This window comes from Bacillus sp. FSL K6-6540, assembly GCF_038007545.1.
Genome location: NZ_JBBOXH010000001.1, coordinates 5,021,115 through 5,034,560, shown reverse-complemented (window position 1 = coordinate 5,034,560; position 13,446 = coordinate 5,021,115). Strand labels below are relative to the sequence as shown.

The following is a 13,446-nucleotide window of genomic DNA, read 5'->3' as shown; positions in this document are numbered from 1 at the left end:
GGTTTATCTGTTTTTTTGGAGTATGAAGCTTACGGCTGACCAGGGGAAGGGCGCTGAAATGTGTCTTTTTTCTGCATAATGCTCATCAGCGGCGCAGGCTCCTGATAGGTGATCGATTCGTTCACACCGGCATCCAGCTGTCCGTTATTAAACTGGACCCCTACGAGATGCGTGCCGGATGGCGATGAAATACCCAAGGAACGTCCGCTGGTGGAGGTTCCGTTCAGGCCCTGATTGTTGCCCGGCGTGAAGACGGCAAGCACCTGAGACGGTAAGAGCTCATCCCCATCGGCATGATAGTTGGCAAGGAACTGCTCCAATTCCAGGTCATAACAGCAAGGCTGCTTCTTGATCCAGACCACCTTGGTTTCATTCGGGCCGATAAGGGTGTTGGTGCTGTAGCGATCCTTCGTAATGGTCCAGCGGTTGGACTTGGATTTGTCGAACGGAAGGGCAGGATCGTAATAATAGTAGATTTGATACCCTTCCAGGTCGATTTCCCGGTTCGTGGGGTTATAGATCTCCACATAATTGTAATTCCCTTGCTCGTTCGAGTTAGCGACCACTTCGGAGATATGCAGAGCCGTGGTCAAGGGCAGCTTGGGCACCGTTTCTCCGGTGGTTTTGTTGGATTGTTGTAGGGTGCCCTCCATCATGACGGGATAATGATCGCTAGGGTATTGGCCGTCTTCCTTGTAGTTGATAATCTCGCTGTGCAGGATATTCCAACCTTGGCCGTGCAGAATCCAGTCGATTCGGTTTCCGCTGCCGCCGCCCGTAGGGTCCTTGTAGTTATGGAAGGTTCCCAGATCATCGTTGGTTCGCTTCTTGGCCGTGACATGCGCATCCGACAACCCGTTGCTAGTAAAAATCGAATACGTATCGCTCCCCGGAAGCGTGTTGAAATCGCCGGTGATTACAACGGGGATATCCGGGTCAAATGCCTTCATCTTATCAACGATAAGTGCGGCGCTCTTCTGCCGGGAAACCTCGGATTGATGATCCAGATGCGTGTTGACCATATAAAAGGTTTTGCCGTTTCGAAGATCCTGAAAGCGAACCCAGGTTGCCATCCGCGGAATTTGGTTGCCCCAGCTGGCCGAGCTGATCGTTTGGGGCGTATCGGACAGCCAAAAATGAGACTGCTCCAGTGGCGTCAGCCGGTCCGTATTATAAAAAATCGCCATATATTCCCCTAAGCTCCCGCCTTCACGTCCGACTCCGATCCGATCATAACCCGGCAGATCATTCTCCAGATCCACGATTTGCCGGTGGAGTCCTTCCTGCGTTCCAATAACGTCCGGCTGATGCTCCAGGATGAGGTTCCTGGTGACTGGGCGGCGGTTCTCCCAGGGCTGACTGTCATTGGCGGCATACCGCAGGTTGAAGCTCATAACCTTTAAAGGACCCGACGAGGCTTCCGCGGTGCTTCCCATTTCGCCGGAAGCGGATAGCGATGCCGTCGTCAGAAATGTAAGCATCATGAACAGGCTGGTGATTTTGGGGATTCTCATTAAAATTCCTCCTTTGTCATGTGCAAGAATATGTTCCTAATGGATGCTAAGCAGGTCACTTGTCCTCCCTTCCTGATTTGCCCATATCATATCGTATTTTTAGCGGGCTGCGTATTTACATTTTTTTAGGTTTTTGCTGTTGTTATGGTTATTCGTGGAGGAAATGGCTGGAAGAGGCCACTCGGGAAAGAAGAGAATATTAATATGGAGAGATGATGGCGGTATGAAGTCCATTAGGCTGCTCGTAATATGTAAACCTAGCTCCGCCTCTCCGGTTGTTTCCGGCTCCGCGGTGGTACGGCACAAGAAAGAGGCCAAGAAGACCATTGTAGCTGCAGGCCCCTTTGACCTCAATACCGTCATGAACGTAAATAACGCCTCAAGAAGCACAGGCTCCCGAGTTTTAGTTCACCTGTAACTACCAGCTTCAGGTTTTTAAGAATACGCCAAGCTCCCTTACTTTCCCTGTGCCCGATGTGGCCGCCAGCTTTACATATCGGGTGAAATGTGTATTTTGCAGCAGCAGCGCTTTTTCCGTTTCCGGTTCGCCGCCTGATTCCCAGAAGAGCATATCGGTAATGCATTGATTGATTTTCCGCAAAAAAGCGTTACGGATATCTTGGTCTCCCATATGATGATAAAACACGGTTAACAGGAGGCCGATCTCATACCGCTGAAGTCTTGATGAAGATTCGAAACGGTCCGGAAGCAGGTCAAAGTTCACCCTTTCCAGCCGATTCAGCCGCAAAGCCAGATCATAATGCTCAGCCAGCGGCTCCAATCCGGTTACGTGCGCACCTTGGCGGGCGAAATGCCGTGCGTAATATCCAATATTGCAGCCGATATCGATCACTTTCGTGCCGAGAAGAGAACGTGTACCCAAGAAATCCATAATGACATCAAGTCTGGTCGGATAGGTTTGATCGCGCTCGCTCTTCAAATGAAGGTAGGAAGGGTGCAGTATGGGGGTATAAATAAGGCTCCGTTGATATCTCTGAAAAGAATCGGCAACCTCTGACAGCCCTTCGATATTCATCCAGTCCATATAATCTTCGCTGGACATTTTGACTTTCATGCTCCTCTTGCCTTGGCAATACAAAAAAGTCGACCTGTGATGTCCGTCCTTCAGGTTAAAATAACCTCCTGCGCGATTAAATTTCACCAAAGGCGGGTCTTGATGAAAAAAAGCGCTGTTGGACGACAGATCCACCTTCATCATGTGATACTGATTTTTCCTAAAGGCGAGGACCTCTTCATCCTGTAAAGGCGGGTCGATTCCCCTGGTGAGAAAGATCTTCTTATACCAATCCAGGTACGCGGACGGGCTGGCTTGTTCGTTCATGAAATATCGGTACAGGCTCTTGTGCGAATCAAAACGCATGATAGGCATATCAGCCGAAAGTTTATGATGTACGTACCAGGAATCGGTGTAGTTGGGAATATCCTTTTTTCTTTCCTCCGTAATCAGATCCGTGAACAGCAGTTCGATCGGGACATCAACATTTACATACCCGGACATCGCTCAACCTCCAATATATCGTAGTTCCCTTATTTCGAAGAAAATTAAAAGGCTTCAACAATCTCCGATGGAAATGTTCAGTAGAACGTGCTTGCTTGTTGCAATGCTGGCATTCAGAAGGGTGACCGGAGAATTTGACATCATGATCATGGGGCGATGTTCTGGAGTATTCAGTCTTCAATAATATATTCTCTGCCTTATCGGCTTGACCCGACGCGTGACTCTATCTACATAAAAAACTATTCCTAGCAGTTGGGGCAGTCTCGTACTGGAGTATTTATTCGATGGAGATATGCGTGAGAAGGGGAGTCATTCCGAGTTGAAGTTTCATTAACGTCGTGCGATTGCGTGTTATGTGCGATAACGGTAGAATAAGGGGAGTTACCAGATATTTCATCCAAGAACCCTCCTCGCGGTTAACGCCAAAGGCGGGTTCTGTTTATGTAGATCATGTGCAAAGGATTGTGGATATGACGGAAAATGGGATCGTGCTTGTGGTCAGCGTTACCCTCGTACAGGGAGATCAAGTGTTTATTATCCAAGAAAATAAACCTTCGGTTCGGGGTACCTGGAACTTTCCGGGAGGGCGCATCGAGCCTGGAGAAACGATGTTTGAGGCGGCTATTAGAGAAGTGAAGGAAGAAACAGGGTATGAAGTACAACTGACGGGCACAACAGGGGTTTATCAGTTCATCAGCAGTTTGAATCACCATGTCGTCATGTTTCATTTTACCGGAATCGTGATGGGGGGCTCGCTTGAGTTGGGTGCTGACGAGATCAAGGATTGCCGCTGGGTCACGCTACCTGATCTCTTAGCGGATGACAGCATGATATTCCGGGATGCCGAAGTCATGGGGCGGATTGTGGAGAGCCTCGAAAAAGGCGTGCAGTACCCGCTTGCGCTGTTTCATCCATCTTTGCTTCTAACTTCGGGGGCATCGCATAATCATAATTCTTAGCGGATATTTCGTATTATTTTTTCGAATAAAGGAGCGAAAGAGGGATGATCCAACCTAAAAAAATCGCTTTTGGCGGATTCGTTGTCATCGGTATGTTCATATTACTGTACCTGATGAGTGAAACTCATAATGAAATTCAAAGGGCCTATACAGATTTATCTCCCCAGCAATTCTCGTTATTAAAGATGAGTTTATACGGATTCCTGTTCGGAGTTTTAATAGAGTGGAGAGCATGGGGTAGTTTAATTAAGGGGCAAGTTCGATTAAGCTGGCTGTTATTGCCCGCTGCTTTACTTACAGTCATCATCTTCATTCCTGGCATTTATTGGATTGAGTGGTTTGGACTTGGAAGGCTGTTCGTTATAGAGATGTTTGGGAAACCGGAAATACACATGCTGCTTTCCGTATTATCCGGTGTATTGTTTATTCGATCTATCTGCGACTAGAAACATATGAAGGGTACGATGATGTATGGAGGAGGTAAGGAAGTGGTGGTCAGCATCCGTTATCCCCTGGGCTCCTTTGAGCCATTGGTGGAGCCAACTTTGGAGGACAGACAGAAGTTTATGCAGCAGATTCCTTCAATCGTACCGACGCTTCGGCAAATCATCATGAAGTGTCCTCTTTCCCAGCTGCACATGCCATACCGTGAAGGTGGCTGGAGCATTCAGCAAATCGTGCACCACCTCGCCGATAACGACATGAACGCTTACTTGCGATTTAAACGGGCATTGACTGAGGATGAGCCGCTGGCTAGCTCGTACAGGGAGGATTTATGGGCTGAGCTGAGCGATTACACGGAAGTTCCCGTGGAGAACTCGCTTTCGCTTCTGGAAACACTTCATTTTCGTTTTCTTATCCTGCTTAAGGATCTACATCCCGAGGATTTCAAAAGAACCATGAGAACCCAAGTGCTCGGCAGCATTACCCTGGACATCGCCTTGCAGCGATTCGTATGGCACAACCAGCATCATATCGCACAGATTAGATCCATAGCGAACCGCGAAGCTGTGAAGTTACATAAGGAGTGAGCCCATATGAGCTGGAGATCCAGGACAGAAGAAGATAGATTCCAAGCCTTCCATGTCAGCATGAAGAACCAAACCAAAGGAGCGTAAAGCCATGGGAATGTCGGATTACTATAAAGATTTGAGAGAGAAGATCGGAGATCAGCTGATATTCATGCCGTCCGTTGCAGGCATTATCCGAAATGATCAGGATGATATTTTGTTCGGAAGAAAGCATCAGGAAGAATTATGGGGCCTTGTAGCAGGTGCCATCGAGCTGGGTGAGTCGCCGGCGGAGGCGATGATTCGCGAGGCGAAGGAAGAGACGGGGCTTGATATCAATCCTGAGCGAATCATTGGGGTGTATGGCGGAAAAGAACGCCGATATACATACAGCAATGGACACCAAGTGGAGTACCTCACCATTGTGTTCGAGTGCAGCGTTGTGAGCGGTGAGCTGGACCCGGAGAATGACGAGTTTGCGGAGCTGGCGTTCTATCCGGAGGATCAGCGGCCGCCGACGGCTTTGAAATATCCGGAGCCTATCTTCATCAAGGGAAATGGAGAGCGGGCCCATTTTTAATAGAAAGCAGGCGCCTATGACAGTAAAAGCGATCATCTTCGATCTGGATGAGACATTAACGGACAGAAGGGCAGCAATTAACACGTTCATCAAGCGATTGATTGCCAGGTACTTCCCCGATTCCGATGAAGCTGCTCAAATGATGATAGCCAAGCGATTCAAGGAAGCGGATCATAACGGCTATCGGGATAAGCGCGAAGTATATGAGATGCTGGTTGAGCAGCTTCCGTGGGTGAATCCCCCGGAGGCGGATGAATACTTGTCATTTTTCAGAGGGGAAATCGCCAGTTGTATCCAGCCGATGGATCAGCTGGTTCCCGTCCTGCGCGAGTTGAAGACTTGGGGACTTAAGCTTGGCATCATCACCAATGGAACCGTTCAAGTCCAAGAGGGCAAGATCCATCAGCTGGGAATTCGCGAATACTTCGATTCTATCGTGATCTCCGAAGAGGCTGGCGTCAAAAAGCCGGATCCGGCAATCTTTACTAGAGCTCTGAGCCGACTTCACGTAATGCCATCAGAGACATGGTACGTCGGAGACCATCCACATAACGATGTAATCGGGGCAGCACAATGCGGTATCAAAGCCATCTGGTATACGAGAGACGGGGGATGGGACGCCTCTATGGACGTGAAGCCATACAGGACCATACATAAGCTAGAACAATTGATTCCAATATATGCCAAACACCATGAAGGCAAGAGCATAAGATAAAAGTTTATGTCATTGGAGGTGCACGTATTGAAGCGATTCAAAAGCAATCATGGACAAAAGCTCGTCTATGCATCCTACGACCGCCTGCTGTCAGCGTGGACGGTGCCGTATGAGCAGCATACTATTTCTACTTCCTACGGTATCACGCACGTCGTAACGGCAGGTTCTTCGGATCTTCCTCCGCTGCTGTTACTGCATGGAACGGGCGATAACGTCGCCATGATGTGGATATATAACGTGGAGCAGCTATCCCGTAACTTTCATATCATCGCGGTGGATAATATCGGAGGGTCCGGGAAGAGCGAGCCGAACGACAAGTATGCACGCGAATTCAATCAGGCAACATGGCTGGACGAGGTCCTTGAGGCGATGAATGTGGACGCTGTCTATATCGCAGGCGTATCCTATGGAGCTTATCTGGCCTATCATTACGCCATCGTCAGACCGGATCGGGTGAACAGGATTGTTTGTTTGGCCGGGAGCATTGCCGGAAGCCAGTTTGAAGTGATGAGCAAAATGATGAGGGCTTTTCTGCCGGAAGCCTTATTCCCTTCGGAACGAAATGTGCGTTCATTGCTTCGTAAGCTGTGCGGTACCCATGCAGATGCATTCGAGAACAATCCGGAGCTGATGCAGCACTGGTTCTACTTGCTGAAGTACTTCAACAATCGCTCCATGATGAAGCATGCGATTACGATCCATTCGCCAGCGGACGTTCAGGCTATTCGCAGCAAGACCTTGTTCGTCATTGGCGAGCGGGATTTGCTTAGTCATTATCCGAAGGCGGTTGCCAGATTGGAGACGAACGGGATGCGCTACCGCATCGTTAACGGGGCGGGTCACGCCATTAACCATGAGATGCCGGAGCTCGTTCATGAAGAGATTATAGGCTTTTGCAAGGAAGCTTGAACGAGGTGTGCCGATATGAAAATGAGACGTTTTGCCGCTTTAATCATCATTGCGCTTGCCGCGCTAGGCGTGGTTCTATTCGGCAATATGATGACGCCTCGGCCCGGCAGCAGCTCCGGAAACGGCAATCCTGCCATCCTGCTGCTGATCCCTTTAAGCATTCTTTTTCTTATGTTGGTCTATCAATGGATTCGTTTATTTAAAGATGTGAAGTTGTCACTCAGCAGATTGAGTTTGTTGATCTTAGTGCTGATCGGCTATATCATAGCGGGGTATGCTTATCAGCTTCATCGACTCGAAATCTATAGAGAAATCCTAGCCGAGGCTTTCCAATTGAGGTGGGGCCAAACGGACTGGGATCACATCGTATCGATAACGTCCGGCGGTCTCCTTTCGATACATATGAACAATCAATTTTTCAATTGGAACACGTATTTCATGATGATTGCCTTCTCGCTGCTGCTGTGCTTCATGTACAAACTGATACAGGACATCATGAACAGAAGACAAGGAACATCCGCGGAGAATTAATTTCGTAAGCGGGCTGGATAGGGGGACAAATTGTGTCTATTGATAAAATTTACGACAAGCAGGCTCAAGCCTATGAGGCCATGGTTAGCAGACAGCCTGATTTATCTGAACTTATCCATAGGGTCAGACCGCACGAAGGACTGGATGTTCTTGATTTGGGGGCAGGATCAGGCCGATTATCGATGCTGCTTGCCGCCGACGCTAGATCATTGATCTGTACCGACATATCGCAACCCATGCTTGATATTTTGGACGATAAATGCTCTGAAGCTTTAGATTCTCGCAATTGGACCACAATGGTTGCTGATCATCGCAATCTCCCGGTTGCTTCATCGAGTGTAGATCTGATTGTATCGGGCTGGAGCATTAGTTATCTGGCCGATTCCAGCCATGAGGAATGGCGTGAGAATCTTGAACTTGTGATGTCGGAGCTGCATCGAGTTTTGAGACCCGGGGGGACGATCTTGATACTGGAAACGATGGGAACCGGAACGGAGACGCCGAATCCTCCCGATTTCCTAACCGGTTATTACGCTCAATTGGAGCAGCAATACGGATTTAGCCATCAGTGGATTCGGACCGATTATGTTTTTGATACGGTAGAGGAGGCATTGCTACACACAGGCTTCTTTTTCGGTGAAGAGTTAACGGGTAAGATCATAGCGAACCAATGGTCAACGGTGCCGGAGTGCGCGGGGGTCTGGTGGAAGCATGTTTAACTAGGAGGTGACACGGCCTTGTGGAACTTCTAATCTATGTCGTGTTGTTCATCCTGAATATTCCGATCTATAAGTGGATCTTTAGACGAATTTTCGATGACGTGGATGATCTGAAGCAGTCGGTGAAGTATTCGTTTACGCCGGATATTATCTCTTTGTTCCGCAGACGTTATTGGAAGGATCAGTTCGGGGAACTGAAGCTGTCCGTTTTCTATTTTTGTTGTTTACTGATCTTCGTCATAGAGTGCGTGGTCGTGGCGAAGGTGATTGACGTGATCTTTCGATGAGTTAGCAAAGGCTATCCAAGCGTCGTTTTGACCTGGATAGCCTTTTTATTGTGCGCCAACCGGTTACTTCCCGCTGACTTGATAATGATGCTCCACATATTCAATGAATCGTCTGGCCGCAGGCGAAAGGTAGCGGTCTTCCCTCCACTTCAAGCCAATCTCCCAGAACCAGCCTTCATCGGTAATGGGAATCCACGAGAGGCCTTCCAGCATGAGGCCGGCCGTTTTCGGCAGAACGGAGACGCCAAGTCCCTCTTTAATAAAACCCGCAACGGTGGCCAAATCTTCTGCATCGTACGTCGAAGACAGAATAAAGCCGGTATGCTGAAATCGCGATTGAATCGTGGCTCGAAGGCCGCAATTATGCTTCAAGCCGACGAACGGCTCTCCGGACAAATCCATCGGACTTAGCGAGGGGCGATTCGCCAAGCGGTGGTGACTTGAAACCACGATATATAAAGGCATGGTTCTCATGACCAGCCAGTTATGTTGATCTATAGTTGATTCTCTCGATGTAATCATGAGGTCCGAATGTCCTTTTTCCAAATGTTCGTCAATATCGCCGAGGTTTCCCTGATGCAATTCAAAACGAACCTTGGGATGAGCCAGCTGATAGGCCCTGACAAGGGCAGGGACGAGATCGACCCCTAAAATATTCAGGTAAGAAACCGAAATGATCCCCGTGTCCGGATTGGACGATTCTTCGATTTCCTGCATCCCGTTCTGAATGTCCTGGAGGGCCTGCTCCACCCATCTGGCAAACATGCTGCCATAGCGGTTAAGCTTCACATTACGGCCATTTCGTTCAAATAGCGGGACGCCCAGCTCACTCTCCAACTTGGAGATGGCGTGGCTTAAAGCCGGCTGCGTGATGCTGAGCGCTTTCGATGCCTTCGTCATATGTTGAAGACGGGAAACCGTCAAAAAATACTCCAGCTGTGTAAGCTCCAATCGCTAAGCACCTACTTTATATGAATTTTATTTATAGATTTTATGATTATTATAAATTGGACGTAATAAAAGCGTCAAGGTAAGATATCCTTGTCTTCAACCGGAGCGGGGGAGGATAAGCGGCGTCAAGCCTGAGGAATTTCATATCATAAGGAGTGAAGCGTTTATGATCGAGATAAGCGAGAAGCAGCTGCCGAGTATAATTCGCACATTTATATCCGCAAGCAATGATCATGATACAAACCGGATGCTTTCGTGCATCGGCAAGGATGCTATAGTCGTCGATGACAGCAGGGAGTTTAGGGGCAAGGCAGCCATACAGAAATGGAGCGACGACGAATTCATCGGCGCACGGGTAAATGTCCGGGCGACAAACATTCATCAACGCCTAGACCAGTACATCGTTTCAACCGAAGTAAATGGTGATTATCCGGCAGGCCCTTACTATTTTGATTTTTGTTTCACGGTGCAAAGCGGTCAGATTTCAAAATTACAGATTACTGAATCAAAGTAAGGAAAAAATACCATAATCAAAATTTGAGCGTTCGAATACTGGAGGGCCATTATGAAACATAGACATGAAGGACCATGGAATGAGTTTGAAGGCAAAAGAGTGCTGGTTACTGGAGGAACCAGAGGAATGGGTCAGGCCATCGTAAAGCGGCTTTCAGACGGAGGGGCGGCTGTACTGACTACCGCCCGTTCCGAACCTAGCGTTCGGGTCGGCTCAGGCTTGTTCGTTCAAGCCGATATTGCGACGTCTACAGGCGTCGATAAGGTGATTCAAGGTGTACAGGAGCACCTGCATGGAATTGACATTGTGGTGCACTGCGTAGGCGGTTCGACCACACCCCCTGGAGGAGCGCTTGCCTTGACTGACGAGGATTGGGTTCAAGCCTTGAATTGGAATCTTCTCGCGGCGGTTCGTTTGGACAGGGGGCTGCTGCCGTATATGGTAGAGCAGGGATCGGGTGCCATCATTCATATCACTTCGATACAGAGACGCCTGCCGCTCTATGAAACCACGCTGGCTTATGCCGCGGCGAAGGCTGCCCTTGCCAATTACAGCAAAGGGTTATCCAACGAGTTTTCTCCGCGGGGCATTCGAATTAACGCCGTATCGCCCGGATTCATTCAGACAGAGGCTGCAGATGCCATGATCGACCGGATTGCGTCGGTATCAGGAAGCCGAGAAAGCGCGCTTCAGGAATTGATGGATTCGCTCGGGGGGATTCCTCTTGGACGTCCCGGGCTTCCGGAAGAGGTAGCCGAGCTGGTGGCATTTCTTGTATCGGACCGGGCGTCATCCATAACGGGAAGCGAATATGTGATCGACGGCGGCACCATACCAACCGTCTAATGATAAGATTTAGCGTGAGAACAGTGGTACTTCATCATCCATATGTAAAACAGGCTATCCGGAGAGCTTAGGCGCTCTGAGATAGCCTGTTTCTTATGAGCATATCCTTCGCAAGCGATCGGTGCGATCAGCCAAAAGAGGCCATATTGCATTTTAACAAATGAGTCGCTCCAGATGCGTTATATCCCGATATGGATCGGAAGATCGTTGTATAGTAAGCGCTTTAACCGCCCTTCTATAATGGTAGCAAGCTGTAAAAGGCGCTTGATGCTATAAAACGGCCTGAATGCAGCACAGATGCACGCAGAAGGAGGCAATCCACAGATGTTAGGAAGCAGCGATACGGCGGTGAACGTGGGGGTGAATGCCGAAACTCACATTCGCTTGGCGAATGGCCTGGTAGCCATTGAGGTGGATTTGGAAAAAGGCGGTTACGCCTACGCAGGCAGCAAGGGATTCGTTCTGCAAGAAGTACGAAGCGGATTTCGATGGCAGGGCCGGGAATACCATACGGGACATTACGACCGCCACTATATGATGGGGCAGCCGGAGAAGATCCAAGATTCGTTCGGAACCGGAATCCATGCCGTGATTAAGCATGAATCCGATCTGCTCCCAGGCCTGGAACAGCATTTTTATGTCTATGAGGGAGCTTCATCTTTCATCACAAGAGTCGTCATAGTCGGTCAAGAGGAATTAAAGGTAAACCGCATCGCGGTGGTGAAAACCGATAGCATATCCAGCGGGAGCGAGACGGTTCCGGGAGAAGCGCTGCATGTGCTGCGCGTGCCTTATGATAATGACAAATGGGTGCGCTATCTGACGGAGACGGCCCCGCTGGAGACGGAAAGCTACGAAGTGACGGCCTTGTTCCAGCCGGACAGCCGTTATGGATTGATTCTGGGATCGATCAGTCATGACGTATGGAAAACCGGCATTCGCGTCAAAGGGGAAACCGCAGGCAAGCTGGATGAACTGGAACTGTACGCTGGCGCTGCCGACGCCATGACCCGAGATTCCCAGCCGCATGGCTACGTAAGAGGAACCCGCGTCGCATCTCCGCTGGTTATGGTAGGGGATTACGACGATTACCGGACAGGACTCGAAGCGTATGGGGAAGCGAATGCGAAGGTAGCGCCTGCACTGAGTTGGGACGGCGGTGTCCCGATCGGTTGGAACAGCTGGTCGGCCGCCATGAGCACGCTGGATTACGACCTCTATGTGGCGACGAGCGATTTTCTGAAGCGGGAGGTTCAGCCGCAGGGCTTTCATAACGAGGATACCCTGTACATGAATTTCGATGCGTTCTGGGATCGCCTGACGCCTGTCGAGATGGAGGATGCCTTGAAAAGGGTCCGCGAGAACGGGCACAAACCCGGTACATACTGGACGCCGTTTGCTTTCTGGGGAAGTCCGGCCGGGTTCGGCAGCCCCGTGGAGGGCACCGATGGGAAGTATACTTATGGCGATATCCTGCTTCGCGACCAGGATGGCGAGATTTTGCCGGATGTTGACGGCGGACTTGCGATTGATCCTACGCATCCCGGGAACCTGGCGCGAATCGATTGGTTCATGGATAAATTCGTCTCCGAGGGATTTGAGTATATCAAGCTGGACTTCATGGCTCATGCGGCTCTGGAAGGCAAGCATTACGACCCGAATATTACGACGGGGATCGCTGCTTACAATTACGGCTTATCGTATCTGACGGATAAACTCTCCCCGGAGCGGATCGGCAGACCGTTCTTCATCAACCTGTCGATTGCCCCGCTGTTCCCTTATTCCTATGCGCACAGCCGCAGAATTTCCTGCGATGTGTTCGGAACGATCCAGGATACGGAATATTTGCTGAACTCGCTGACGCACGGGTGGTGGATGAACGATACGCTGTACCGTTTTAACGATCCGGACCATGCCGTGATCTATAAAAGCTTCAATCAGGATTCGACGACCCGCCATGAAGGGCGAAGCCGTCTGACCGCGTCCGTGATCTCGGGAACGGTGCTGCTGCTGGGCGATGACTTCCGGCATGAGGAAGCGGCATGGCGCGCCAAGAACTGGCTGGGAAATGAGGCGATCACAGAGATTGCGAGACTGGGCAGAACCTTTGTGCCCGTAGAGGGGAATCTGGGGAAACAGGCTGCGGATACGTTTGTACTGACCCATCCGAGCGAAGCGGGAACCACGTATATTGCCGTATTTAACTTTGACGGGGCCGAGTCCGTGCAGAAGACGATTTCCTTGGAACGGTGCGGACTCGAGGCGCACGCTTCCTACTCGGTCCTGGATGTGTGGGAAGGCTTGACAGGTCAAGCGAACGGCACACTTACGGTCGAGCTGGCGCCAGCCGAATCGAAAATTCTAAAGTTAGCCGAAATCAATGAATAAGAGG

At 49.8% G+C, this 13,446-nt stretch carries 15 protein-coding genes; 12 read left to right on the top strand and 3 right to left on the bottom strand.

What is annotated here, in order from left to right:
* Positions 1-29 precede the first annotated feature (29 nt).
* Positions 30-1,514: an endonuclease/exonuclease/phosphatase family protein gene (locus MHH82_RS22320; protein WP_340967881.1), complete on the bottom strand. Its 1,485-nt coding sequence runs from the start codon at positions 1,512-1,514 to the stop codon at positions 30-32.
* A gap of 427 nt (positions 1,515-1,941) precedes the next feature.
* The gene (locus tag MHH82_RS22315; protein ID WP_340967880.1) at positions 1,942-3,033 is read right to left on the bottom strand and encodes a class I SAM-dependent methyltransferase; all 1,092 of its coding nucleotides are present in this window, start codon (positions 3,031-3,033) and stop codon (positions 1,942-1,944) included.
* A 470-nt stretch (positions 3,034-3,503) separates the two neighbouring features.
* Between MHH82_RS22315 and MHH82_RS22310 the strand changes: the two genes are divergently transcribed.
* From MHH82_RS22310 to MHH82_RS22270, 9 genes are all read left to right on the top strand, one after another.
* Entirely contained in the window at positions 3,504-3,992 is a 489-nt protein-coding gene (locus tag MHH82_RS22310) for an NUDIX hydrolase (RefSeq protein WP_340967879.1), read from the top strand.
* 44 nt (positions 3,993-4,036) lie between these two features.
* A complete protein-coding gene (locus MHH82_RS22305; protein WP_015736526.1) occupies positions 4,037-4,438 on the top strand; it encodes a hypothetical protein in 402 nt (133 codons plus the stop codon).
* Positions 4,439-4,480: 42 nt separating this feature from the next.
* Complete coding sequence (locus MHH82_RS22300) at positions 4,481-5,023, top strand: YfiT family bacillithiol transferase (protein WP_139083858.1); 543 nt, start codon at positions 4,481-4,483, stop codon at positions 5,021-5,023.
* A 91-nt stretch (positions 5,024-5,114) separates the two neighbouring features.
* A complete protein-coding gene (locus MHH82_RS22295) occupies positions 5,115-5,582 on the top strand; it encodes an NUDIX domain-containing protein (RefSeq protein ID WP_145037402.1) in 468 nt (155 codons plus the stop codon).
* Positions 5,583-5,598: 16 nt separating this feature from the next.
* Complete coding sequence (locus tag MHH82_RS22290) at positions 5,599-6,297, top strand: HAD family hydrolase (protein ID WP_340967878.1); 699 nt, start codon at positions 5,599-5,601, stop codon at positions 6,295-6,297.
* A gap of 27 nt (positions 6,298-6,324) precedes the next feature.
* Positions 6,325-7,206, top strand: a complete 882-nt coding sequence (locus MHH82_RS22285; RefSeq protein WP_145037405.1) for an alpha/beta fold hydrolase — start codon at positions 6,325-6,327, stop codon at positions 7,204-7,206.
* A 15-nt stretch (positions 7,207-7,221) separates the two neighbouring features.
* Positions 7,222-7,737 carry a hypothetical protein gene (locus tag MHH82_RS22280; RefSeq protein WP_015736521.1) on the top strand — a complete coding sequence of 172 codons (516 nt, stop codon included), beginning with the start codon at positions 7,222-7,224 and terminating at the stop codon, positions 7,735-7,737.
* Between the two features lie 32 nt (positions 7,738-7,769).
* Complete coding sequence (locus MHH82_RS22275) at positions 7,770-8,456, top strand: class I SAM-dependent methyltransferase (protein WP_015736520.1); 687 nt, start codon at positions 7,770-7,772, stop codon at positions 8,454-8,456.
* A gap of 20 nt (positions 8,457-8,476) precedes the next feature.
* A complete protein-coding gene (locus MHH82_RS22270) occupies positions 8,477-8,743 on the top strand; it encodes a hypothetical protein (RefSeq protein WP_015736519.1) in 267 nt (88 codons plus the stop codon).
* 63 nt (positions 8,744-8,806) lie between these two features.
* On the opposite strand, the gene MHH82_RS22265 is transcribed toward MHH82_RS22270, so the two are convergent.
* A complete protein-coding gene (locus tag MHH82_RS22265; RefSeq protein WP_340967877.1) occupies positions 8,807-9,694 on the bottom strand; it encodes a LysR family transcriptional regulator in 888 nt (295 codons plus the stop codon).
* Between the two features lie 166 nt (positions 9,695-9,860).
* On the opposite strand from MHH82_RS22265, the gene MHH82_RS22260 reads away from it, so the two are divergent.
* From MHH82_RS22260 to MHH82_RS22250, 3 genes are all read left to right on the top strand, one after another.
* Positions 9,861-10,208: a nuclear transport factor 2 family protein gene (locus tag MHH82_RS22260; RefSeq protein ID WP_015736517.1), complete on the top strand. Its 348-nt coding sequence runs from the start codon at positions 9,861-9,863 to the stop codon at positions 10,206-10,208.
* 51 nt (positions 10,209-10,259) lie between these two features.
* Positions 10,260-11,054 carry an SDR family oxidoreductase gene (locus MHH82_RS22255; protein WP_015736516.1) on the top strand — a complete coding sequence of 265 codons (795 nt, stop codon included), beginning with the start codon at positions 10,260-10,262 and terminating at the stop codon, positions 11,052-11,054.
* A 324-nt stretch (positions 11,055-11,378) separates the two neighbouring features.
* Positions 11,379-13,442, top strand: a complete 2,064-nt coding sequence (locus MHH82_RS22250) for an alpha-galactosidase (protein WP_340967876.1) — start codon at positions 11,379-11,381, stop codon at positions 13,440-13,442.
* Positions 13,443-13,446 lie beyond the last annotated feature (4 nt).